Annotated in this window: 19 protein-coding genes; 7 read left to right on the plus strand and 12 right to left on the minus strand. The window is 71.8% G+C overall.

All coding sequences use genetic code 11. The features are described from left to right. Positions 1–59: 59 nt before the first annotated feature. Positions 60–1,586, minus strand: coding sequence for a PQQ-binding-like beta-propeller repeat protein (locus tag C6361_RS12175; RefSeq protein ID WP_159079301.1), 1,527 nt, complete (start codon positions 1,584–1,586; stop codon positions 60–62). A 568-nt stretch (positions 1,587–2,154) separates the two neighbouring features. Next, positions 2,155–3,801 carry a dolichyl-phosphate-mannose--protein mannosyltransferase gene (locus C6361_RS12180; RefSeq protein WP_107270906.1) on the minus strand — a complete coding sequence of 549 codons (1,647 nt, stop codon included), beginning with the start codon at positions 3,799–3,801 and terminating at the stop codon, positions 2,155–2,157. 147 nt (positions 3,802–3,948) lie between these two features. Here C6361_RS12180 and rsmI point away from each other — a divergent pair, with 147 nt between their 5' ends. Continuing rightward, positions 3,949–4,809 carry a 16S rRNA (cytidine(1402)-2'-O)-methyltransferase gene (gene rsmI, locus C6361_RS12185; RefSeq protein ID WP_107267804.1) on the plus strand — a complete coding sequence of 287 codons (861 nt, stop codon included), beginning with the start codon at positions 3,949–3,951 and terminating at the stop codon, positions 4,807–4,809. Between the two features lie 19 nt (positions 4,810–4,828). On the opposite strand, the gene C6361_RS12190 is transcribed toward rsmI, so the two are convergent. Further along, positions 4,829–5,821, minus strand: coding sequence for a hypothetical protein (locus C6361_RS12190; RefSeq protein ID WP_234359460.1), 993 nt, complete (start codon positions 5,819–5,821; stop codon positions 4,829–4,831). 187 nt (positions 5,822–6,008) lie between these two features. On the opposite strand from C6361_RS12190, the gene metG reads away from it, so the two are divergent. Next, entirely contained in the window at positions 6,009–7,811 is a 1,803-nt protein-coding gene (gene metG, locus C6361_RS12195) for a methionine--tRNA ligase (protein ID WP_107267805.1), read from the plus strand. Positions 7,812–7,885: 74 nt separating this feature from the next. Continuing rightward, positions 7,886–8,746 (plus strand): SAM-dependent methyltransferase, encoded by an 861-nt coding sequence (locus C6361_RS12200; protein ID WP_107267806.1) that lies wholly within the window; start codon positions 7,886–7,888, stop codon positions 8,744–8,746. 140 nt (positions 8,747–8,886) lie between these two features. On the opposite strand, the gene C6361_RS12205 is transcribed toward C6361_RS12200, so the two are convergent. Both C6361_RS12205 and C6361_RS12210 read right to left on the minus strand, forming a co-directional pair. Beyond that, positions 8,887–10,185 (minus strand): DUF6236 family protein, encoded by a 1,299-nt coding sequence (locus C6361_RS12205; RefSeq protein WP_107267807.1) that lies wholly within the window; start codon positions 10,183–10,185, stop codon positions 8,887–8,889. A 20-nt stretch (positions 10,186–10,205) separates the two neighbouring features. Further along, entirely contained in the window at positions 10,206–11,516 is a 1,311-nt protein-coding gene (locus tag C6361_RS12210; protein ID WP_107270908.1) for a hypothetical protein, read from the minus strand. 160 nt (positions 11,517–11,676) lie between these two features. On the opposite strand from C6361_RS12210, the gene C6361_RS12215 reads away from it, so the two are divergent. Further along, on the plus strand, positions 11,677–12,585 hold the full coding sequence (locus tag C6361_RS12215) for a TatD family hydrolase (protein ID WP_107270909.1): 909 nt from the start codon (positions 11,677–11,679) through the stop codon (positions 12,583–12,585). A gap of 9 nt (positions 12,586–12,594) precedes the next feature. Here the strand turns inward: C6361_RS12215 and C6361_RS12220 are convergent, their stop codons facing one another. From C6361_RS12220 to C6361_RS12250, 7 genes are all read right to left on the minus strand, one after another. Next, the gene (locus tag C6361_RS12220) at positions 12,595–13,677 is read right to left on the minus strand and encodes an Lrp/AsnC family transcriptional regulator (protein ID WP_107267808.1); all 1,083 of its coding nucleotides are present in this window, start codon (positions 13,675–13,677) and stop codon (positions 12,595–12,597) included. Further along, positions 13,674–14,570 (minus strand): alpha/beta fold hydrolase, encoded by an 897-nt coding sequence (locus tag C6361_RS12225; protein ID WP_107267809.1) that lies wholly within the window; start codon positions 14,568–14,570, stop codon positions 13,674–13,676. Before C6361_RS12225 ends, C6361_RS12220 begins: the two co-directional genes overlap by 4 nt. Further along, positions 14,567–15,733 carry a Xaa-Pro peptidase family protein gene (locus C6361_RS12230; protein WP_107267810.1) on the minus strand — a complete coding sequence of 389 codons (1,167 nt, stop codon included), beginning with the start codon at positions 15,731–15,733 and terminating at the stop codon, positions 14,567–14,569. Before C6361_RS12230 ends, C6361_RS12225 begins: the two co-directional genes overlap by 4 nt. 7 nt (positions 15,734–15,740) lie before the next feature. After that, the gene (locus C6361_RS12235; protein WP_234359461.1) at positions 15,741–16,664 is read right to left on the minus strand and encodes an ABC transporter permease; all 924 of its coding nucleotides are present in this window, start codon (positions 16,662–16,664) and stop codon (positions 15,741–15,743) included. Further along, entirely contained in the window at positions 16,661–17,626 is a 966-nt protein-coding gene (locus C6361_RS12240) for an ABC transporter permease (protein ID WP_107257728.1), read from the minus strand. Before C6361_RS12240 ends, C6361_RS12235 begins: the two co-directional genes overlap by 4 nt. An 89-nt stretch (positions 17,627–17,715) precedes the next feature. Next, positions 17,716–19,332: an ABC transporter substrate-binding protein gene (locus C6361_RS12245; protein ID WP_107267811.1), complete on the minus strand. Its 1,617-nt coding sequence runs from the start codon at positions 19,330–19,332 to the stop codon at positions 17,716–17,718. Continuing rightward, the gene (locus C6361_RS12250) at positions 19,332–20,540 is read right to left on the minus strand and encodes a dipeptidase (RefSeq protein ID WP_107257730.1); all 1,209 of its coding nucleotides are present in this window, start codon (positions 20,538–20,540) and stop codon (positions 19,332–19,334) included. Before C6361_RS12250 ends, C6361_RS12245 begins: the two co-directional genes overlap by 1 nt. A 215-nt stretch (positions 20,541–20,755) precedes the next feature. On the opposite strand from C6361_RS12250, the gene C6361_RS12255 reads away from it, so the two are divergent. The 3 genes from C6361_RS12255 to rsmA all read left to right on the plus strand — a co-directional run bounded on the left by C6361_RS12255 (position 20,756) and on the right by rsmA (position 24,070). Next, positions 20,756–21,790: an ABC transporter ATP-binding protein gene (locus C6361_RS12255; RefSeq protein ID WP_234359462.1), complete on the plus strand. Its 1,035-nt coding sequence runs from the start codon at positions 20,756–20,758 to the stop codon at positions 21,788–21,790. Then, a complete protein-coding gene (locus tag C6361_RS12260; protein ID WP_107267813.1) occupies positions 21,777–22,994 on the plus strand; it encodes an ABC transporter ATP-binding protein in 1,218 nt (405 codons plus the stop codon). The genes C6361_RS12255 and C6361_RS12260 overlap by 14 nt, the downstream gene beginning before the upstream one ends. 200 nt (positions 22,995–23,194) lie before the next feature. Next, positions 23,195–24,070: a 16S rRNA (adenine(1518)-N(6)/adenine(1519)-N(6))-dimethyltransferase RsmA gene (rsmA, locus tag C6361_RS12265; protein WP_107270911.1), complete on the plus strand. Its 876-nt coding sequence runs from the start codon at positions 23,195–23,197 to the stop codon at positions 24,068–24,070. Positions 24,071–24,114 lie beyond the last annotated feature (44 nt).

Consider the following 24,114-nt stretch of genomic DNA (forward strand, 5'->3'; position numbering starts at 1 on the left):
GATGTCAGGTTGGCAGATACCTGCGTCGCGCGGAAGTGGCCGTGCAGGTTTCTTTCGGGTCAGCGGACCGCGATGGCGTGGAACGCGCCGGCCCGGGTGCCGACGTAGATCCGGCCACGCCAGACCGCCGGAGTCGACTCGATGCAGCCGCCGAGCCTGACCTTCCACAGTGGCTTCGGCGCGACCCTGGTGTCGGCGACGTCGTACGCGTGCAGCGTCCCGGCGCAGTCCCCGATCACCAGTACGTCGTCGACCACCACCGGCGACTGCCAGGTCGGGCCGGGCAGCTCGAACCGCCACCGTACGGACCCGGTCGCCCGGTCGACGCCGAGCACCTCGCCGCCCTGGGTGTCGAAGATGGCGAGATCCCGGTGCAGGGCCGGACTGCCCCAGATCCCGGCCGGCCGATCGGCGTGGTCGTCGACGTGCCACACGCTCGGGTCGCCCTTGCGCGACGGGTCGAGCTTCATCATCTGCCCGACCTGCTTGGAGCGCGCGGTGCCGCGCTCGTACTCCGCGCCGACGTAGAGCGCGCCGGTCTCGTCGACCGCGATCGAGGCGTCGGTGTCGTCACCGGTCCAGAACCGGAACACCCGTTCGGGCTTGCGCCCCTGCTTCAGACCGCTGATGTCCCAGCCCTGGACCAGCCCGCCGGAGTTGGCGAAATAGACCACGTTGCCGAAGACGGCGACCGAGTTCTCGATCGAGACCATCCGGTCGTCCACGTCGCGCAGGAGCTGGGCGTCCCAGCCGGGAGCGTTGAACACCAGCTTCGGCTTGACCGTGACCCTGCCGTCGGCGGCGTACCCCCGGTTGAGCTTGACGATGTGGAACTGGCTGTTCTCGCCACCGAGCAGGAGGTAGTCGTCGAGGATCAGGCCGGCACCGTCGAAGTCGTCGTTCCACATCGTCGGCGAGACCGCCCGGGCGGACAGTTTCCACAGCTCGGTCGGCCTGCCCCGGTCGATCGCGATGACCCGGTAGTAGTTGTCCCGCGATCCCGAGTAGACCAGCGGGAACCCGTCCGGGTCGACGGTGACGGAACCCTTGATGATGTCGCCGGTCGGAAAGTCCGGCAGGATCCGCTCACCGGTCTCGCCGTCCAGGAAATGGATCCTGTGGTCGTACGCCCCGAAGACCACCCAGGTCCGACCGTCCCGCTCGAAGACGGCGGGCTGGCCGGTCCAGCCCGTACCGCACCAGACCCGGGTGCCCTTCTCGTCGGTCGACTTCCCGCAGAGCCCACCGCTGCGCGGGAACTGCCAGCGCCGGGCCGGAGTGGTCCGGGGCATCGGCCCGGTGCCGTAGTACGTCCGGGTCGGGTTGCCCCGGAAGGTGAGCAGGCCGTCGACCTTGTCGCCGTACGGCTTGCCGACCAGGGCCGGATCGGACCAGCCGGTGAACGGGGTGGGTTTGGCCGCACCCAGGCCGCCCGGAGTGGGAGTGGCGCTGCCCGACCAGCTCGGTGCGGCCTCCGGAGCGTCGCCGCCCAGGTCGCAGGAGGTGAGGCCGAGTACGGCCACCAGGCCGACCACGACGAGCCGGGTCGGAACGGGGGTGAATCCTGAACGTAGCGGTCCGGTCACCGCAACAGTGTGCCTACCGAGAGCGACTATCGGCGGCAGCGCTATTCGGTCGTTTCGATGTCGGCTCGTTCCGTCGGGTTCGCCTGACGATCGGTGGAGTGGCCATCCGGTGAACGGGGGAGCCCGGGGCCGGCGGTCGGGGCCGCACGAGGCGGCGACGCAGCTGCCGGGCGGCCGGCTTCCGGTCGCCTCGGGCGCTCGGGAAACCGACCGTTCCGACGGGGCTGATGCCTGTCCGAGCGCTCTGCCCCATACGCCCGTTGTGCTCGGCGGTGCGTCGGTCGGAAATCTGACTTAACACCACCCGTTGTGCCGCTGATCCAGGGTGGTTAAGCTCCTTGGTGCGCGCCCCAATCGCCCGCTTCCCCCGTGGCAGGCGATCGGGGCGCGCACCTATGTCCGGCCCTATGTCCGGCCCCTGTCGTGGGCCGAGCAGCCTTCCCGAGCAGCCTTTCCGAGCTGCCGCACCGTCCCGCAGCTGTTCCGGTGGCCGTCCACGGTGGAACCAGGCGGGGCGGGCACCGGAGCGTACGCCGCCCGGCCGGTCCGCCTCGACCGTCGCGAAGCGTCAGATCCAGCGGTTGCCGAGCCACATCCGGGTCGACCACTCGGCGTAGGGCAGGATCTGCCCCACGAAGATCGGGTGGAAGTAGGCGAAGCAGATCGCCACCAGCAGGACGTAGGTGCCGGCGATGATCGCGCCGATCATCCGGCGGTCGCTGGTCCGGCCGCCGTGGCCGCCGTCGCCGTCCGACCCGGCGGGTGGATCGGCGCCGGCCGGAGGGCCCGCCGGTGCCGGGGAGCGGGCCGGGCCGGTGATCACGCCCAGCACGTAGGTGACGGCCAGGATCATGAACGGCACCACCGGCGCGACGTAGAAGAAGAACATCGTCCGGCCTTCGAACGCGAACCAGAACCACGGCAGCAGGCCGGCGGCGACCGGCAGCAGGATCGCCGGGGCCCGCCAGTCCCGCCGGGCCAGGCCCAGCCAGACGAGCGCGGCCATCGCCGGGAGGAACGACCACCACAGGATCGGGGTACCGAGCAGCAGGATCTCCGACGCGCAGCTCGGAGCCCCGCAGGCGCCCTGGTCGGACCAGTGGAACGCGACCGGCCGGCCGAGCAGCAGCCACTGCCACGGCCAGGACTGGTAGACGTGTTTGTCGTCCAGCCCGGAATGGAACCTGAGCGCCTCCTGGTGGTAGTGCCAGAGGTTCTGCAGGCTGCCGATGACCGGCAGGCTGGACTGGCCGGTGTCGGCCCGCCAGTTCCGGAAGTAGCCGTTGTCGCTGGCGAACCAGCCGGACCAGGTGGCGAGGTAGACGAGGCCGATCAGCACCCCGGCACCGAGCAGCCACAGCCCCTCGTCGACGAAGGTGTCCCGCCACGGCCGGCGTACCCCGGCGGAGCGTCGGGCGCCGACCTCCCAGAAGACGACCAGCAGGGCGAAGACCGGTACGAAGTACAGCGCGCTCCACTTCACCCCGAACGCGCAGCCGAGCATCACGGCGGCGAGCAGGCGCCACCACGGCACCCCGTCGGACCAGCGGAACGGCGGCCGGTTGCGCTGTCCCGGCTGGCTCGGGTCGAGGCCGGACTCGATCGCCCGCAGCCAGCGCTTGCGCCGGACGTCCCGGTCGACCACCAGGGCGCCGAACGCGGCGAGGACGAAGAACATCAGGAAGATGTCGAGCAGTGCGGTGCGGGAGAGCACCAGGTGGAAGCCGTCCAGCGCCATCAGCAGCCCGGCGGTGCAGCCGAGCACGGTCGACCGGAACATCCGGCGGGCGATCCTGATCAGCAGCAGGACGGAGAGCGTCCCGATCGCCGCGGCGGAGAACCGCCAGCCCAGCTCGTTGTAGCCCCAGATCTGCTCGCCGACCGCGATCATCCACTTGCCGAGCGGCGGGTGCACCACGTACGCGGCGGTGTTGTTCTTCTCGTCCCATTCGATGCCGCGCAGCAGCAGGTTGTGCGCGTCGGTGGCGTAGTAGATCTCGTCGAAGATCTTGCCCTTGGGATTGCTCAGCCCGACGAAGCGGAGAATGCCGGCGATCAGCACCACCACGGCGGTGGCCAGCCAGGACCACGGTTCGAGCCGGGCGTCGAACGGGGCCAGCCGGCGGCTGATGATCGCCGGTATGCCCCCGCCGGGACGCTCGGTGCGCTCGGTGGTGGCCGTCCCGCCCGGGGTGGCCGAGACCACCTCGACCACCGGGGCCGGCGGCGGCCCGGCGGTGCCCGGGCTCTCGGTCTGCGCTGTCGACGCCAGAGTCACCCCGTGATCGTAGGCTGCGATGGTGTGAAACGGGGCACGACGCTCGCTATCTGCGATGACAGTTATCGATGAAGGAGTCAGCTGGTGGGAAAATCGCCCGGTAACGGCCGGCTGATCCTGCTTGGCGCGCCGCTCGGCAACCCCGGCGACGCCTCGGCACGGCTGCGGGACGCCCTCGGCGAGGCCGACATCGTCGCCGCCGAGGACACCCGCCGGCTGACCCGGCTGGCCCGGGACCTGGGCGTGACCATCACCGGCAAGATCGTGTCGTACTTCGAGGGCAACGAGGAACGCCGTACCCCGGACCTGGTCGACGCCGCCGGAGACGGCGCCCTGGTGGCGCTGGTGACCGACGCCGGCATGCCGAGCGTCTCCGACCCCGGCTACCGGCTGGTCCGGGCCGCGCTCGACGCGGGGGTGCCGGTCACCGTGGCGCCCGGCCCGAGCGCGGTCACCACCGCGCTCGCGCTCTCCGGCCTGCCCACCGACCGCTTCTGCTTCGAGGGCTTCCTGCCCCGCACCGGCGGCCCGCGCCGGGCCCGGCTGCGGGCGCTCGCCGCCGAGGAGCGCACCCTGGTCTTCTTCGAGGCGCCGCACCGGGTGGCCGGTGCGCTCGCCGACCTGGCCGCCGCGTTCGGCCCGGAGCGGCCGGCGGCGCTCTGCCGCGAGCTGACCAAGACCTACGAGGAGGTGCTGCGCCGCCCGCTCGGCGAGCTGGCGACCTGGGCCGCCACCGGCGAGCCGCGCGGCGAGATCACCCTGGTCGTGGCGGGCGCCCCGGCGGTCGCCGCGCCGGTCCCGGCCGCCGCCGACCTGCGCGCCGCGGTCGCCGACCTGGAGGCCGAGGGTACGTCCCGACGCGACGCCATCGCCGCCGTCGCCACGGAGTACGGGTTGCGCAGGCGGGACGTCTACTCCGCCGTGCACCCCCCGACGTCGGGCTGATCCCTCGCCCGCCGGAAGGTCAGTAGGCGGCGACCAGGAAACCGGCGGTGAGCAGCAGTGGGCCGGCGACGCTGACCAGGGCGGCGGCGTGCCGGTTGCGCCGCTCCGGCAGCCGCAGCGCCCCGGTGGTCCAACCGGCTCCCGCGCAGCAGAGCAGTACCATCCCGAGGCCGAGTACCCAGCGCAGGCGCAGCAGGCCGGTGCCGACGCCGACGTACGCCTTTCCGCTCTCCGTACCGGTCATCCGGGCGGTGAGCCGGCTGCCGAACTCCCGGTGCGCCCCGTCGACCCCGACCAGCCGGACGTCGTGCACCCGCAGCAGCCCGCTGTCGGCGCGGAACTCGCCCCGGCAGTGCTGCCCGAGTCCCCGGCCGGTGCAGGTCTCCACCGTCGCCGTGCCCAGTTCGCCGTGACCGACGGCGAGCCAGAAGGGTTCGGCGCTGACCCAGGCGAAGAAGCTGGCGACCAGGGAGCAGAGGATCATGCCGGCGAGCCCCAGCGCCGGGTTCCGCTGCCGTTTCGGCGGTCGGGGTACCCGTTGCCGGGCGGCGGTCGCGGCCGGGTCCTTCGGCCGGCCGTACCAGGTCCGGGGGGTCGGCTGCACGGGTGTGCCGTCCCAGTGGACCTCCTCGATCGGCAGCCAGAAGTCGTCCTCGTCGACCGTCTCCTGGTCCGATCCGGGTGCGGCGGTCGGCAGCGCGCCGGTCGGCCCGTTCCAGGTCGGTACCGCCCGGGGCGCCCGCTGGGGCAGCATCGCGAGCGGTGCCCCGGTGGTCGGCTCGATCCCGGACGGGCCGGCGAGCGTGCCGGGGGCTCCGAGCCAGGCGGAGCCGAGCGCGGGGGTGGCACCCCGGAACGGTCCGGCCGGCGCCGGCTCGTGTTCCGGGGCGGGCCGCTGCCGTGGTTGCCCGTCGGCGGGTACGGGGGCGGTCTCGGCCGCCGCCGACGGCTGGGGCTCGGCCTCGGAAGGGCACGTTTCCGCTGCTTGCTGGCGACCCTCGTGGCCCGTCACCCGTCCATTGGACAACGCTGATCCGGCCCGCGACGGCAGCGCGACACGCGTGTCGAAGGAGAAAAAAGTCGGATATCAGTCTGAATATTGGCAGGTTAGGCGATCTTTCCGCAAAGCGACCGTCGATGCGGCCGGGGTACGGCGTTGGTTCGCGGTACTCCGAGCGTGGTCACTAGGCTTGCTTCCCATGAGTCACGTTCTCGCGGCGGTTGCCTGGCCGTACGCCAACGGCCCGCGCCACATCGGCCATGTCTCCGGCTTCGGGGTCCCCTCCGACGTGTTCAGCCGGTACATGCGGATGGCGGGGCACGACGTACTCATGATCAGCGGTACCGACGAGCACGGCACGCCGATCCAGGTGCAGGCGGACAAGGAGGGGGTCACCCCGCGCGAGCTGGCCGACCGCTACAACCGGGTTATCGTCGAGGACCTGCACGGGCTCGGTCTCTCCTACGACCTCTTCACCCGGACCACCACCCGCAACCACTACGCGGTGGTGCAGGAGCTGTTCGAGACGCTGCACCGCAACGGCTACATCGTCCCCAAGGTCACCATGGGGGCGATCTCGCCGTCGACCGGCCGTACCCTGCCGGACCGCTACATCGAGGGCACCTGCCCGATCTGCGGCTATCCGCACGCCCGGGGCGACCAGTGCGACAACTGCGGCAACCAGCTCGACCCGATCGACCTGGTCAACCCGCGCTCGAAGATCAACGGCGAGACGCCGCAGTTCGTCGAGACCGAGCACTTCTTCCTCGACCTGCCCGCCTTCGCGCAGGCGCTGGCGAAGTGGCTGGACGGCCGGGAGGGCTGGCGGCCGAACGTACTGCGCTTCTCCAAGAACCTGCTGGACGACCTCCAGCCCCGCGCGATCACCCGCGACCTGGAGTGGGGCGTACCGATCCCGCTGGAGGGCTGGCGCGACCGCAGCGACAAGCGGATCTACGTCTGGTTCGACGCGGTGATCGGCTACCTGTCGGCGTCGATCGAGTGGGCCCGGCGCTCCGGCGACCCGGAGGCGTGGCGGCGTTGGTGGGCGGCGGACGCCGAGGGGAAGGACGCCCGGGGCTACTACTTCATGGGCAAGGACAACATCGTCTTCCACTCGGTGATCTGGCCGGCGCTGCTGCTCGGCTACGACGGCGAGGGTGACCGGGGCGGCGAGCCGGGCGGCCTGGGCCGGCTCAACCTGCCGACCGAGGTGGTCTCCAGCGAGTTCCTGACCATGGAGGGGAAGAAGTTCTCCTCGTCCCGGCAGGTCGTGATCTACGTACGCGACTTCCTGGCCCGGTACGACGCCGACGCGCTGCGCTACTTCATCGCCGTCGCCGGCCCGGAGAGCCAGGACACCGACTTCACCTGGGCGGAGTTCCTGCGCCGCAACAACGACGAGCTGGTCGCCGGCTGGGGCAACCTGGTCAACCGCTCGATCTCGATGGCCGCGAAGAACTTCGGCGCGATCCCGCCGATCGACCCGGCCGGCCTGACCGAGGCCGACGAGGCGCTGCTCGCCACCGCGCGGGCCGGGTTCGGCACCGTCGGCGAGCTGATCGCCAAGCACCGGCAGAAGCAGGCGATCGGCGAGGCGATGCGGGTGGTCGCCGAGGCGAACAAGTACCTCTCCGAGCAGGCCCCGTGGAAGCTGAAGAGCGAGGCCGACAAGCCCCGGATGGGGACCGTCCTGCACGTCGCGCTCCAGGTGGTCAGCGACGCCAACACCCTGCTCACGCCCTTCCTGCCGCACTCGGCGCAGCGGGTGCACGAGCTGCTCGGCGGCACCGGCGTACACGCGCCGATGCCGTCGATCGTGGAGGTCGACGACCTCGACGGCGGGCCGTCGTACCCGGTGCTGACCGGGGACTACACGGTCGGGGCGAAGTGGGAGTCGGTGCCGGTCGAGGCGGGGCGGGCGCTCTCCGCGCCGAAGCCGGTCTTCCGCAAGCTCGACCCGTCGATCGTGGACGAGGAACTCGCCCGACTCGGTGATTGATCCATTCCTCCCGGTACGATTCCTCATCCCACTTCCCCCGAGTCGGAGACGGTGTCAACTGTGGAGCTGTTGTCGTGACCGCGCCCAATGACGGAAGCAAGCCGCAGATTCGGCAGGACGTGCCCACCCCGGCACGGATGTACGACTACTGCCTCGGCGGGAAGGACAACTTCCCGGTCGACCGGGCGGCCGTACTGGCCGTACACAAGCAGTTTCCGGAGGGTGTGACCGAGGCCCGGAACAACCGGCTCTTCCTCTACCGGTTGGTGCGCTTCCTGGCCCGCGACGCCGGGATCCGGCAGTTCCTGGACATGGGCAGCGGACTGCCGACCCAGGCCAACGTGCACCAGGTGGCCCAGGAGTTCCAGCCGGACGCCCACGTCGTCTACGTCGACAACGACCCGATCGTGCTGGCCCACGGGCGGGCGCTGCTCGCCGACGACCGCACCACCACCGTGATCGCGGCGGACATGACCGACTCGGAGCGGATCCTCGGTGACCCGGAGACGCGGAAACTGATCGACTTCTCCCAGCCGGCCGCGGCGCTGTTCCTCTCCATCGGCCACTCCATCGTCGACGACGCGTCGCTGCGAGACATGCTCGTCACCGTGTGGGGCGCGCTCGCCTCCGGCAGCTACCTGGCGTTTTCCCAGGTGTGCGGGGTGGACCAGGCCACGGTGGACGAGGGCAACGAGATGACCAAGCGACTCGGCCTGGCCTGGCGCAACCGCACCACCGACCAGGTCGTCGAGCTGATGAGTGGCCTGACCGGCGCGGAACCGGTGGAGCCGGGCCTGGTGAAGGTCGTCGACTGGCGTCCCGACCCCGACCAGCCGCTGCTGGCACACGTCGACGAGCCGCTACGTCCGTACCTGGAATCGCCGCCGGAGAACCAGCGCTCCATGGAGTGCGGCATCGTGTTCCGCAAGCCCTGAGCCGGCGGAGCAGCCACCACCTCTCTGGGCGAGGTGCCACAGAGTCACCAAGGTGACTCTGTGGCACCTCCGCGGATCGGTACATCGGTGCGCGGAGCTGCTACCGGGAGTTCCGGCGACGGCGGTTGTCGCGACCGCGGTCAGCGGCGGCCCCGCCGCTCGGGGACCGCCCGCCGGATGGCCGACCGGATCTGCGCGACGGTGTCCGACGGACCGAACTCGTGCCGCAGCTCCAGCAGATAGCCGGCGGGGTGGCCGGCGAGGACCTGCCTCCGCTGGTCGAAGGCGCTGCCCACCGCGCCGACGAGGCATCCCGCGACCACACCCGCGCTGGTCACGACCGGCGGCAGGTGGACGGCATTGGCCAGCACACCCAACGCCGCCGGCGGGGCGAGCGTCTGGAGACTGAGGACGGCCCGGACCGGCGCCAGGCCGAGCCGGCCGAGCGTACGTTCCATCTCCGCGAGCGGGTGGGCGATCCGGCTCTGCACGTGGTTACGCAGCTTGGCCGCACGCACCTCCGGATCCCGGACGGCACTGATCGCCACGAAGTCCGGGCTGAGCGAGTCGAGGAATTCGCGGTACTGCAGCAGCTGCGGCAGCAACCGCCGTCGCGCCTCGATGATCCGCTCGACCGGAATCTCCGCCAGGTCGCGCGGGAGGACCGTCTCCAGCGCCAGCACCGCGAACGCGTGGCTGTAGTCCGTCGGATCCTCGGACACCACCCCGATCTCCTCGTCGAGGAGGATCCGCGCCATCGCCTCGATCGTCCAGCCGGAGGTGGCCGCGGTGGCCAACGGCTGGTCGGTGATCGGCGTCATCCCGTTCTCCCGGGCGATGACGTCGGCGAGGATCGCCAGGTAGACCCCGGCCAGCCGGTGGTGCATCGCCAGGTCGTCGAGGGAGAGCACCCTGCCGTCCGAGGCGCGACGCCACTGGTAGCTGCGGGACACCAGCAACCCGTCGTCCGCCAACCGCTGCGTCAGCGCGTACGACATCTTGCCCGGATGGATCTCCTGGAGTCGGGGATCGAGCGGCAGGGGCTCGTCGTACACGTGCCAGGTACGCAGCGATTCGACGCCGAGTGCCTCGGCGCCGTACCGGGGCGTCAGCTCGTCCCGGTACCGGTCGAGGAAGTCGAAGAACAGCGCGTCGACCTGGTTCGCGGTGTCCACCGGCCGGTCCCGGGCCTCGTCGTAGAAACGGTCGACTCGTCGGAGCAGGTCGCTGTCCACCCAGGAACGGTCACGCCAGCCGGGCGGTACGTCGATGACGAAGTTCAACTCGTCCCGGAGCCGCTTCACCGTGTCGGAGTCGTGCAGGGCCTGGTAGTCGTCCGGGCGGATCCGGCCGAGCTGGGGCCAGTGCAGGGCGGCCGCCTTCACCCAGGCGTCCCCGGGAAGGTTGACGTACGGAAAATAGAGGGCGACGTCGCTCATGGGTACCAGAATGCCTGCTCTCAGATCTGGTACGGCACGTCCAGGAGCTGGTCGTCGGTGACCTCGACCGCCGGTGCCCAGGACTCGTAGACCCCGCGCTCGTAGCACTGCGCGCCGAGCGCCGCCACGTTGTCCGGGTCCGGCCGGCAGAGCCGTACCCGCAGCCAGCCGCCCTCCTCGCGCAGCACCAGGCAACGGGTGTCGCGCCAGTTGACGTACCGGGCCCGGCGGGTGAGCGTCTCCACCGGATAGCGGGCCGCCCGGGTCATCGCGAGTACCCGGAACTCACCGGGCGGGTCGGCGACCGCCTCGTGCTCCTGCCCCCGGTAACCGCCGATCAGCAGGGTGGACCGGATCGCGTCGCTGGTCGAGACGTACTCCTGGTCGGGTGAGACCCCGGGCACCGAGGCCAGCAGGTGCCGCCAGCGCGGCCCGGCCATCCGCAGCCAGCCGCGCTGTTCCGGCTGGTAGGTGTAGAGCACCACCTCGTCCCCGTCCGAGGTGTGCGCCAGCAGGGCGGCGTTCGCCGGCAGCGGCAGGTCGGCGAAGTCCCGGGTGACGAACTCCGGGATCAGGTGCCGCCCGCTCGGGGTGAACCCGGTGCCGAGCACCGGCGGCCCGATCCGGTCGTGCGGCGGCATCGTGATCAGACCCTGGTGTCCGGCGGCGAGTGGCGCGACGTAGTCGACCGGATCGGTGGCCCGCCAGCGCAGCAGGTACGCGACCTCGGGCACCGCCCGCCCCGCCTCCGAGTCGGTACGCAGCAGCATCTGGTCGGCCGGGGTACGCAGGTGCGCCACGTCGTACTCGCGGTAGCAGAAGCCGTACGGCAGCCAGCCGCGCAGCAGAAAGCCGGCGAACTGCGCGGCGGAGAGCGCCTTGACCATCTGACTGCCGCGCCGCACGGTCGCCGACTCGCGTACCGAGACCAGCACCGGGTCCTCGGCGGCGGTCGGGCTCTGGCTGAGGCCGTGGATGTCGGTCCAGCCCCAGACCCGGTGCAGTGGTGCGCTCAGCGGGCTGTCCGGCACGCCGAGACCGTTCGCCCGCGCACCGCCCGGACCGCCACCGCCACCAGCACCAGCACCAGCACCGCCGGCCGTCCGGGCGCTCGGCAGGAGCCCGACCTCGCTGGCGTGGGCGTACCGGTGGTAGGGGTAGCGGGCGTCGGGGCGACGGTCCCGCTCGAACCCGGGCGCCGGTTCGGTGCTGAACAGCTCGTACGCGGCACCCCGGGCGAGTTCCTCGGCCGGGTGCACGGCCTCGCCGTACCGGACCCGGAGTCCGGCCGGCGTCTCGGGCACCGCACCGACCGGTGGGGACACGCTCACCGCGCCGACGCTAAGACCGGTCGGCGCCCGTCCGGTGAACATCCGGTTACCGGCCGGGGTGGCCGGGGCGCTCCGGACGCGATCTGGCGATTCGGCTGGTCGCCGGCGCCGGTTCGGTCGGGTACCGGCCGCCGGTTCGGCCGACACCGGCCGATGTGTGATGCTGGCGGCGATGACAGAGCAGCAGCCGACCGAGAGCCGCCGGGCGCGGGCCGCCCGCCGGGCGGGGGAGTTTCCACCGGTACCGGAGCCACTGCCGATCCCGGTGATCGACAGCCACACCCACCTCGACATCACCCTCGCCGAGGCGGCCACCCCGCCGTGGAACGGCCGGTTGGACGACCCGGTGGCGGCGGCCGTGTCGGTGGCGGCCGGGGTCGGGGTGGACCGGCTGGTGCAGGTCGGCGTCGACGTGGCGTCGTCCCGGTGGGGTGCCGAGCTGGCCCGGCGGCAGCCGGCGGTGCTGGCCACGGTGGCGCTGCACCCGAACGAGGCGCCCCGGCTGACCGATCTCGACGAGGCGCTGCGCGAGATCGAGTCGCTCGCCGCCGAGGACCGGGTACGCGGGATCGGCGAGACCGGGATGGACTTCTTCCGTACCGGGGACGAGGGGCGGGCGGCCCAGGAGGCGAGCTTCCGGGCACACATCGCGATCGCCAAGCGGTACGCCAAGCCGCTGGTGATCCACGACCGGGACGCGCACGCCGACGTGCTGCGGATCCTCGACTCCGAGGGCGCCCCCGACACGGTGGTGCTGCACTGCTTTTCCGGGGACGTCGAGTTCGCCGCCGAGTGTGTCCGGCGCGGCTACCTGCTGAGTTTCGCCGGTACGGTCACCTTCGGCAACGCCGCCGGGCTGCGCGAGGCGGCCCGGGTCACCCCGCCGGACCAGATCCTGGTGGAGACCGACGCCCCCTACCTGACCCCGATGCCGCACCGGGGGCGGCCGAACGCGTCGTACCTGATTCCGCTGACCGTCCGGTCGCTGGCCGAGACGACCGGCGCCGACCTCGACGAACTCTGCGCGGCGATCTCCGCCACCGGCGACCGGGTCTTCGGCCCCTGGTGACCGCGCGGCTCAGCCCGACGGCCGGCGGCTCCGCGTGGCGCGGCCGTTGCCGGACGGTGTCCCGCCGCCCGGCCCGGCCGGTGCCGGGACGCCACCCATGCCCTCGGCGGCGAGTCGCCGGGCGGCCCACGGGGTGATCACGAAGCCGCGCTTGACGGTGAGCAGCTGCACCCCGGCCGTCCACGCCTGGATGCCGTCGATCCCGCCGAGGGTCTTGGTGGTGAACTCGAAGACGTCGGCGTGGGTCGGCAGGATCACCTCGCACATCAGCGACTCCTGGCCGAGTGTCGCGGCGACGTAGCGGACGCCGCGCAGCGCGGCCAGCTCCCGGGCCACCCCGTCGAGCCGGGACGGCGCCACCGAGAGCCAGAAGAAGATCTCCGCCTCGAAGCCGAGCGCCGTCGCCGGAACCAGCGTGATCACCTGTACGCAGCCGGCGTTGTACAGCGACTCGAACCGCCGCCGGACGGTGCTCTCGCTGACCCCGAGGCCGCCGGCCACGGCCTGGAAGCTGTTCCGGCCGTCCTCGCGGAGCGCCGCGATGATCAGCTCGTCGAGTTCGTCGAGGTGTGCCGGCGGGCAGTCGTGCACCGGCGGCGGGGCGACGAGCTGGGGCTCGGTGCCGAGCAGGTGCCGGGACCACTCGTGGGTCGACTTGTAGGTGTGCAGGTTCAGGTCGGCGACGCTGCCCTGCACGCCGGGGATCTTCTGCAAGCCGTTGAGCAGCACGCTGTGCAGGCTGGTCCCCTTCGGCACCAGTACCTCGGCCACCAGGTCGTAGACCCCGGTCACCAGGGCGACGAAGCGGATCTCCGGCATCGCGGCCAGCGCCTGCGCGGCGGCGAGCTGGCTCCCGGCCGCGCAGCGGATCCGCACGATGAGCAGGTCGGCCGGGCCGCCGCCGGGCTGCGGCGCGGCGGCGACCTTGACCAGCCCGTCGGCGAAGAGCTGCTGGGCTCGGCGGGCCACGGTGGTGACCGAGGTACCGGTGAGCTGGGCGATCTCCGTCCAGCTCGCCCGGCCGTTGACCTGGAGCGCGGCGACGATGCGCCGGTCGGTCGGATCGAGGTCGTAGGTCTCGCCCGGGATCATGCCTGGCGCGCCGGTATCCCGGCCAGGAACTCCCGGACGACCTGCTGGAACCGCTCCGCCTCCTCCAACTGCGGGGAGTGCCCGGAGTGCTCGAAGACCACCAGTTTCGCGTCCGGGATCAGTCGGGCGATGGTTTCGCTGCACTCCACCGGCGTGATCCAGTCATGTCGACCCACGGTGACCAGGGTCGGGCAGGAGATCCCCGGGAGCAATGACTTGATGTCGTAATTCGGCTGGTTGACGGCGAATGCGAAGTTGTGCGTGGCGTACCGGTACGGAGTGTTTTCCACCCGTTGCCGTACCTTGTCCCAATCCAGCTCGTGGTCGTAGAGCGGCAGGATCTCCGCCCAGCAGTCCCGCAGGTCCTCGTCGTCCCGAACCGTGCCGGACATGATCCGGTCCAACTTCACCCGGTCGATCTCCACCCGCGCCGAGTCGAGCGCGTTGCGCAGCGCCAACTCCTGGTTGGCGTTGTCGGCGGCGGTGTCCCGGAGCACCAGCGCGGCCACCCGCTCCGGATAGCGGATCGCGTACTCCATCGAGATGAAGCCGCCGTACGAGCCGCCGGCCATCACGATCCGCTCCGCGCCGATCCACTCCCGCAGCCCGTCCACGTCGGCCGCCCACTGCTCGTGGGTGAACGGCCCGTTCCCCTCGCTCGCCCCGGAACCCCGGGCGTCGAAGACCAGCACCCGGTACTCGTCGGCGAAGGCCGCGAACGACGCCCTCGGCTCGGCCATCGAACCCAACCCCGGCGCGCCGTGATGCACGATCATCACCGGCTTCTCCGGCGCGTCGCCCGGCGCGTCGTCGCCGAGCACCAGCACGTTGAGCCGGTTGCCATTGATCTCCACCATCGTCGGTTCGCTGGTCACGCTCATGCTCACGCTCATGCTCCGATCACGATCTCGGCTAGGTCCCGGGGATAGCTGGTGAGCCGGCGCGGCCCGTCGTCGGTCACCAGTACGGTGTCCGAGATCCGGTAGCCGGCGTGTCCGGGCACGTACACCCCGGGTTCGCTGGAGAGCACCATGCCGGGCGCCAGCACCGTGTCGTCGCCGTCGGCCACCCAGGGCGGCTCGTGGAAGCCGAGCCCGATCCCGTGCCCCTGCCGGTGTCGCAGGTATTCGCCGAGCCCGGCCCGACGGATCACGTCCAGGCAGGCCCGGTTGGCGTCCACGCAGCGGACCCCCGGGCGCAGCGCCTCGGTGCCGACCTGCTGCGCCTCCCGCACCACCTCGTAGTAGCGGCGCTGCTCGGCGGTCGGCTCGCCGAGCAGGAAGGTCCGCTCGCTCTCCACGAACCGGCCACCGACCGCACAGCCGAGCGAGAGCATGAACGGCTCGCCGTGCCGCAGCCGGTCCCCGCCGGGCAGCCGGTGCGGCTGGGCCGAGTTCGGGCCGCCGTACACCAGGCCGCCGGTCAGCATCGGCACCACCACGACGTCGTCGTGCTCGGCGTACATCTTCGCCGCGCCGTACCGGGTGACGTGCCCGGCCAACTCCGTCTCGGTCGGCAGCTCGCCGCCGCCGGCCAGCGCGTCGGCGACCAGGCGGACCCCCTCGGCGAGCATCGCGTCGGCGATCCGGGCCGCCTCGGCGTGCAGCGCGATCTCCTCCGGCGTCTTGCGCAGCCGCAGCGTCCCGACCAGGTCGGTCGGCTCCCAGGCGGTGCCGGGGAAGGCGCGGCCGAGCCCGGCGACCCGGGCGACCGAGGTGGACGGGGCGTAGCCGGCCCGGACCGGCGGCACCGGCACCGCGTCCCGGAGCACCGCCCACGGGCTCCGCTCGCCGGGGAACTCCGGATAGACCACCAGGTCGGCAGCGGCCCGCTGGTCGACCGCGTACTCCCGCTCCAGGTCCGGGACCAGCAACAGCACGGCGCCGTCCCGGGCCAGATAGGCGGCGACCGGGCGCTCGTTGGGAAAGTGCGAGAAACCCGTCAGGTACGCCACGTCGAGCGGATCGTCCAGCAGCAGCGCGTCCAGCCCGGCCCGGTCCAGTTCGGCCCGGACCCGTTCGTGCAGCGCGGAGTAGCAGGAAGCAGCCAGTCGCACCGGCTCGTCACCTCGTCCTCGGATTGCGGGCGTCGTTGTACGCCACGGCGAGCAGGGTGGTCGCCACCACCAGCAGCAGGATGGCCAGCGACGGAAAGAGCGTGGTCCACCAGGCGGTGGCCAGCGAGCCGGAGCGCTGCGCCTGGTGCAGGATCGTCCCCCAGGACCAGCTGTTCGGGTCGCCGAGCCCGAGGAACGAGAGCCCCGCCTCGGAGAGCACCGCCCGGGAGGTGGTCAGCACCACCGAGACCGCGACCACCGGCGCGACGCCGGGGAGTACGTGCCTGCGGATGATCCAGAGGTGCGAGCCGCCGATCACGTGCGCCGCCGAGACGTACGGCATCGGCACCACGGCCAGCCCCTGCGAGCGGACCACCCGGGCCACCTCGGGCCAGCTGAAGACCGCGATCACCACCACCAGGGTCGGCACGCTCGGCCCGGCCAGCGCGGCGACCAGGATCATCAGCGGCAGTACCGGCAGCGAGAGCGAGACGTCGACGATCACTCCGAGTACGAGGTCGGCCGGCCGGAAGTACGCCGCGGCGACCCCGACCAGTACCCCGATCACGATCGCCAGCAGGCTGGCCGCCAAACCGACCACGATGCTGACCCGGGTGCCCCAGACCACCTGGGCGAAGACGTCCCGCCCCAGGTCGTCGGTGCCGAACCAGTGCCCGGCACCGGGGCCGGCGAGCACCTCTTCGCCGTACCCGCTGGGGTAGTCGGCGATCAGCGGCGCGGCCAGCGCGACCAGGCCGAGCAGCAGCAGGATGCCGGCGCTGACCAGGCCGAGCGGGTTGCGCCGGAACGACTGCCAGGTCTGCCGGGCCACCGACTCGGACGGCGGCAACCCACCGGCGGTCGGGGTCGCGGTCGCGGCCGGCGGTGGCGCGTCACCCGGCGGCGGCATCAGGGCATCGGTCGCGGTCACGCCGTCCTCACCCTCGGGTCGAGCAGTCCGTAGGCGAGGTCGGTGAGCAGGTTCGCGGCGATCACCGCGAAGGCGAGCATCAGGAACGCGCCCTGCAACACCGGGAAGTCGAGCTGGCCGACCGCCTCGAAGATCGCCCGCCCCACACCCGGGTACGCGTAGATCGACTCGGTCAGCACCGCCCCACCGACGAGAAAGCCGAGTTGCAGCCCGACCAGCGTGGTGGTGGGCAGCAGCGCGTTGCGCAGCGCGTGCCGCCAGACCACCTTGCGGTTCGGCAGCCCCTTGGCCCGGGCCAGCGTGCAGTAGTCCTCGCCGAGCGCGTCGATCAGGGTGCTGCGCAGGGTCAGCACGTACGAGCCGAGCTGCACGAGCACGAGCGACAGGCAGGGCAGGATCAGGTGCAGCGCGATGCTGCCGTACGCGGCCAGCCCGTAGACGTCGTCGTCCATCGCGCCGCCGATCGGCAGGATGCCGAAGACCACCCCGAAGACGTAGAGCAGGAACACCCCGATGCTCGGGATGAAGAGCGACTGGCCGGTGATGCCGCCGACCTGGATCAGCCGGTCCAGGGTGCCCTTGGCCCGGGTGGCCGCGAGCACGCCGAGCGGGATGCCCAGCGCCACGGTCACCACCAGTGCGGAGCCGGCCAGCAGCAGGGTCCAGGGGAGCCGCTCCAGCAGGATGTCCAGCACCGGCTGGTTCTGCCGGAACGACACCCCGAGGTTGCCCTGGAGGAGCTGGGTCAGATATTCCCAGTACTGCACCGCCAGCGGCCGGTCCAGGCCGTAGTCGCGCAGCAGTTCGGCCCGCAGTTCCTCGGTCATCCCCGGGTCCGCCACCGCCAGGGCCGGGTCGCCGGGCAGCAGGCGGAGCAGGAAGAACGTCACGGTCACCGCGAACCACATGGTCAGTACGCCGCGCAGCAGGCGGCGGGTGACGAACCGGGCACCAGCGGGCATGGCCTCTCTCCTTTCCTGGCTTGGCGGATCAGGGCGGGGCCGCACCGGGCTGGTGCGCCGGGCCCGCCCTGACCGCGTCGTCGAACTGGTCAGCCCTTGGTGGCCTGGGCCACCGAGACGGGGTTGACGATGGAGAGCAGTTCACTCGGCTGGACCAGGAAGTTGGACCACTCGGCCGAGTGCGCGATGGTGAACTCCTCGACGTAGAGCACGTTGTCGTACACCTTGTCGGTGATGATCTTCGCCGCCTGCTGGATCGGGGCCTTCTGGGCGGCCTGGTCCAGCTGCGTCCGGGCCTGGTCGATCAGGGCGTCCAGCTCCGGGTCGCAGGCGTTGGCGTAGTTGATGAAGCCCTTGCACTTGAACGCGAGCGCCAGGTTGGCCGGCGGGTTCTCCATGATCGCCCACGAGCCGGCGTAGATGTCGTAGTCCCGGGCGGTGTACTTCTCCACGTACGTGTTCCGCTCCAAGCCCTCCAGCTTGATCTCGATCCCGGCCTCCTTGCTGGAGTCCCGGACCAGCTGCGCCCACTTGGAGATGTTCGGGTCGGCCTGGTCGTAGATCATCCGCAGGCTGAGCCCGTCGAAGAGCCCGTCACCGTTGCCGTCGGAGAAACCGGCACCGGTGAGCAGCGACTTCGCCTTCGCCGGGTCGTGCGCGTACTCCTTGGCGGACGGGTCCTGCCACTGCTTCAACGTCGGGGTCAGCACCGAGGAGTTCGACGAGACCGCCTTGCCCTGCAACGCCACCCGGCGGATCGCCTCGTAGTCGACGGCGGCGGCCAGCGCCTGGCGTACCTCCAGCCTGTCCAGCGGCTTCCGCGCGGTGTTGTACTGCATGTGCGCCCAGCCCAGCGACGGCACCTTGACCAGCTTCAGCTTGCTGTCGCCTTCGAGGGTCTTGGCCAGCGGCGGCGGCAGCGCGTTGGCGATCAGGTCGACGTCACCGTTGCGCAGCGCCAGCGCCTCGGTGTTGACGTCCGGGAAGACCCGGAAGACCACCTCCTTGGTTTTCGGTCCGCCCTCGACCAGCGGGAAGTTCTCCATCCGCTCCAGCACGTACCGCTGGCCCCGCTCCACGGTGGTCAACTTGTACGGCCCGGCCGAGACCCAGTCCTTGTCGTTGGCGAACTTCTGCACGCTGCCGACCTTGCTGAAGACGTGCTCGGGCACGACCGGCATCCAGAAGCCGACGTTCTCCAGGAAGGTGCCGTCCACCTGGGAGAGCTGGAACTCGATCTCCGTCGGGGAGATGACGGTGGACTTCTGGTACGACGAGATGAGCCCGGCGACGACGCCGATCTTCTCCTTGGCGACCGCGTCGATGGTGAACGCCACGTCGTCGGCGGTCACCTTCTCCCCGTCGCTCCAGGTGAAGTCGTCCCGCAGCGTCACCTTCGCCTTGCGCCCGCCGTCGAGGTACTCCCACTTGCTGGCCAGGTACGGCGACCGCACCCCGTCCATCCCCATGCTCATCAGCCGGGGGTACATCAGGTTCGTCACCCAGGTGTCGGTACGGCTGTTGCCGACCAGCGGGTTGTAGTTGAGTACGTCGGCGGTGGTGCCGATCGTGATCCGGTCCGCCGAGCCGCCGCTGCCGCCGCCGGCCTGGCTGTCCGGGTTGCTGGGCGAGCAGGCGGTCGCCGCCAGCCCTATCGAGAGCGTGCCCGCCGCCACGGCGAGGGCGCGCCGGAATGTTCGACGCATCAGTGCCAGACCTCCTCAAGGACGCGCATGATGTTGCCCCCCAGGACCTTGCCGATCTCGTCGTCCGAGTAGTCGTGACCGACCAGCCAGGAGACGATGTTCCAGTAGCACTCGGCCGGGTTCTCCAGCCCGTCCACGTACGGCACCCGGGGGTGTTCGACGTGGCCGTGCGCCTCGGCGATGGACAGGTGCGCGGCGAAGGTGTCGTGCAGTCCGACGTGGTCGCCGAAGAGGGTGTCCGGGCCGAACGCCACGTGGTCGATGCCGACCAGTTCGACGCAGTGCACGAAGTGGTCCATCACCGACTCGATGCTGTGCTCGGGGTGCGCCGGCGAGAGTGTGGTGTGCGGTGCGGCCTCCAGACCGAGCACCCCGCCGCGCTCGGCGCAGGCCCGGATCACCTCGTCCGGCTTCATCCGGTTGGTCGGCCAGACGGTACGCGATCCGGCGTGCGTGATGAAGATTGGCTTGGTGGAGGCGGCGATGACGTCGGCCGAGGTACGGTCGCCGGAGTGCGACACGTCGATCGCGATGCCGAGCTTGTTCATCCGGCGTACGGCCTTCTCGCCGAAGTAGGTCAGGCCGCCGTCGCCGCGCTCCTTGAGCCCGCTGCCGAGGGTGTTCGCCTCGCTGTAGGCGATGCCCATCTGCCGGACGCCGAAGCCGTAGAGCATGTCGATCCGGTCCAGCTCGTTCTCGATCATCGTGGCCGCCTCGGTGGCCAGCACCAGGCCCATCCGGCCGGTCTCGTGCGCGTGGTGGATGTCGGCCAGCCGCTCCACCCGGATCAGGTAGTCCTGGTGGGCCAGGTCGGAGAGCCGCATCCCGAGGTCGGCGATGACGTCGGTCCACTTCCAGCCCATCTGGCTGGTCACGCAGCAGGTGCCGTCCATCATGTTGTCGAAGACGGCGGTCATGCCGGAGCGGGCCAGTCCGGCGTACCCGGTGTGGTGCCGCGCGGTGCGGTTGTAGTCGACGGTCTGGCCGATCTCCTCCGGGAAGACCGACGGGTGGTCGTGCAACGAGATCACGACGTTGTCGGTGAGCAGCCGGCGGACCCGGTCTCGCTGACCGTCCGTCAGCGCGATGCCCTGGTACGCCGGCACCCGACCGAGTTCCGGAGCGAGCTTGAACTCGCGGTAGTCGGTACCTGCCTCCAGGTAGCTGTAGGACGTGTATCCGGTGTAGCGCGGGGCCGGGTCGAGCACGCCGCTCCCTCCTTCGGGTCGGTGCCAGAGCCGGGGCGCGCGGTGGATTTCGGCGCCGCGACCTGATCTGGGTGTGGATTGTCGGCGATGTGGGAGCAGAGATTGCCAGGATCAGGCGCAGCATGTCAACATGTTGGCCAACTCCGGCGCGGAACGGCGGCTGGGCGAGAGAAACCGGTACGGCGGGAACCAACACGGAGAAATCGGGAGGTGCAGTGACCAGCGGGGTAACGAGCACAGAGCGCTCACCCGAGACCGACCTGCCGGCCGCGCTGCGGGTCCGGGGACTCGACGTCACCTTCACCGGCCGGCGCGGCACCGTCCCGGCGGTACGCGGGGTCGACCTCGACATCGCCGCCGGCGAGGTACTGGTGCTGCTCGGCGAGTCCGGCTCCGGCAAGTCCGTCACCGCCCGCGCCGTGATGGGGCTGCTCGACACCGGCGGCGTGCGGGTCGGCTCCGAGCAGATCCGGGTCGCCGGCCACGACCTGACCACGGCCGACCCCGACCAGGTCCGGAAGCTGCGCGGCCAGACCATGGCGCTGGTCTTCCAGGACGCGCTCTCCGCGCTCAACCCGGTGCTCTCGATCGGCGACCAGCTCGGCGAGGTGTTCCGGATCCACCGCGGGCTCTCCCGCCGGGCCGCCCGGGCCGAGGCCGCCGAACTGCTCCGGCTGGTCGGCATCCCGGCCCCCGACCGCCGGGTACGCGACTACCCGCACCAGTTCTCCGGCGGCATGCGGCAGCGGATCCTGATCGCCATGGCGGTCGCGCTCGGCCCCCGGCTGCTGATCGCCGACGAGCCCACCACCGCGCTCGACGTGACCGTGCAGGCGCAGATCCTGCAACTCGTCGACCGGCTCCGCACCGAGCTCGGGATGGGCGTCCTGCTGATCACCCACGACCTCGGGGTGGCCGCCGAGATCGCCGACCGGGTCGCCGTGATGTACGCCGGCCGGATCGTCGAGACCGGCACCGTGGCCGAGGTACTCGACGGGCCCGCCCACCCGTACACGGCGGCGCTGCTGCGCTCCGTACCCGATCTGGCCCAGCCCGGCGACCGGCTCCGACCGATCCCGGGCAGCCCGCCGAACCTGCTGGCGCTGCCGAGCGGCTGCGCCTTCCACCCGCGCTGCGACCGGGCGACCGAGGAGTGCACGGTGACCCGCCCGCAGCGGCGGCCGCTCGCCGTACCCGGAAGGACGGCCGCCTGCCACCACGCCGAGGAGGCCGTCGATGCCCCCGTCTGACCACCCGGCCGGGCCCGGCCCAGCCTCCGCCGGCCCGGCCGGGTCCACCACCGCCGTCGGTACGCCGACCGTGCTCGCCACCTCCGCCGGCCCGAACACCGTCGGCCCGCTGACCGCCGACGGACCGGCGCACGGCGAGCCGCTGCTGGTCGCCACCGGGGTCCGCAAGAGCTACCGGGCCGGACGCGGCCTCGGCGGCGGATCGCGGGTGCACGCCGTCGACGGGGTGGACCTGACCGTGGCGGCCGGCGAAACCCTCGGCGTCGTCGGCGAATCCGGCTGCGGCAAGTCGACCCTGGCCCGGCTGCTGGTCGGGCTGGAACGCCCCGACGCCGGCCAGGTCCGCTACGCCGGCCTCGACGTCGGCTCCGCCCGGGGCAGCCGCCGCCGCGAACTGCGCCGGGCGGTGCAGATGGTCTTCCAGGACCCGGTCACCTCGCTGAACCCCCGGATGCCGATCCTGGACGTCGTCGCCGAGCCGCTCGACGTGCACAAACTGGCCCGGGGCGCCGCCGCCCGCCGGGACCGGGTCGCCGAACTGCTGGAGATGGTCGGGCTGGCCCCGGACATGATGCGCCGGTTCCCGCACGAGTTCTCCGGCGGGCAGCGGCAGCGGATCGGCATCGCCCGCGCCCTGGCCACCGAACCCCGGGTGGTGGTCTGCGACGAGCCGGTCTCCGCGCTCGACGTCTCGGTGCAGGCCCAGGTGGTCAACCTGCTCGCCGAGTTGCAGCAGCGGCTCGGCATCGCCCTGGTCTTCATCGCGCACGACCTCGGCGTGGTCCGGCATGTCTCGCACCGGGTCGCGGTGATGTACCTCGGACGGCTCGCCGAACTCGGCCCGGCCGGCACCGTCTACCAGCACCCGGCGCACCCCTACACCCGGGCGCTGCTCGGCTCGGTACCGGTACGGCACCCGCGCGAGCGGGGACGGGAGCGGATCGTGCTGGCCGGCGACCCGCCGAGCCCGGTCGACCCGCCGTCCGGCTGCCGCTTCCACACCCGCTGCCCGATCGCCGAGGAGATCTGTGCCCGGGAAACCCCGGCGCTGCTCGTCCCGGACGCCGACGCGCGAACCGTCGCCGGGGACGGGCGGACCGTCGCCGGGGGCGGGCCGATCGGCCGGGGTGGTGCGGAGCGGGTCGCCGCCTGCCACTTCGCCGGTACGCCCCTCCCGGCCGCGCCGACGCATGCCCCCGGCTAGATCTGCGCGATCCACCTGGACACCAGAGGCGTCAAGCGGCTCGGTTAACGCCTAGCTTGTCCAGGTCGAACGTCGCCAACCCACCCCGGCCAGGCGTCGACGGGCGGCGTCGACGGGCGGGCCGGGCGGGCGCCGACCGGCGTCGACGAGTGGGCCGGGCAGGCGGCGGTTCCCTGCCGGTGGCCCGTACCCTGTTGCAGATGGCCGCAGATCTGCTCGGCCCGGCGGAGATCCGGGAACTCGCCGCCCGGCTGGGCGTGCACCCGACCAAGAAGCTCGGCCAGAACTTCGTGCACGACCCGAACACGGTGCGCCGGATCGTCGCCGCCGCCGGACTCGGCCCGGACGACGTGGCCCTGGAGGTCGGGCCGGGGCTGGGCTCGCTCACCCTCGGCCTGCTGCCGGTGGCCGGGCACGTGCACGCGGTCGAACTCGATCCGACGCTGGCCGGGGCGCTGCCGGAGACGGTGGCCCGGCACGCCGGCCCGGCCGGTGCGGCCCGGCTGACCGTGCATTCCGCCGACGCCTTGCGGATCACCGCCGCCGAACTCGGTGACCCGGCCCCGACCGCGCTGGTGGCGAACCTGCCCTACAACGTCGCCGTGCCGGTGGTGCTGCACCTGCTCGCCGAACTGCCCGCCCTGCGGCACGGCCTGGTGATGGTGCAGAAGGAGGTGGCCGACCGGCTGGTCGCCGGCCCCGGCTCCCGCACCTACGGCGTCCCGTCGGTCAAACTCGCCTGGTACGCCGACGCCCGCAACGCCGGCCGGGTGCCACCGAACGTCTTCTGGCCGGTGCCGAACGTCGATTCCGGCCTGGTCGCCTTCACCCGACGCGAACCGCCCCGCGACGACGTACCCCGGAAACAGGTCTTCGCGGTGGTCGACGCGGCGTTCGCGCAGCGCCGCAAGACCCTGCGGGCGGCGCTGGCCGGCTGGGCCGGCGGCCCGGACCGGGCGGCGGCGGCGCTGGTCGCCGCCGGGGTGGATCCCGGCGCCCGGGGCGAGGCGCTGACGGTCGCCCAGTTCGCCGCGATCGCCGCGTCGGCTCCGGTGACCGTCCGGGCCGCCGAGTAGGCTGACGGCGTGTGTGGCAGGAGGTGGCCGACGTGACGGCCAGG

This window comes from Plantactinospora sp. BC1, assembly GCF_003030345.1.
Classification (GTDB): Bacteria; Actinomycetota; Actinomycetes; order Mycobacteriales; family Micromonosporaceae; genus Plantactinospora.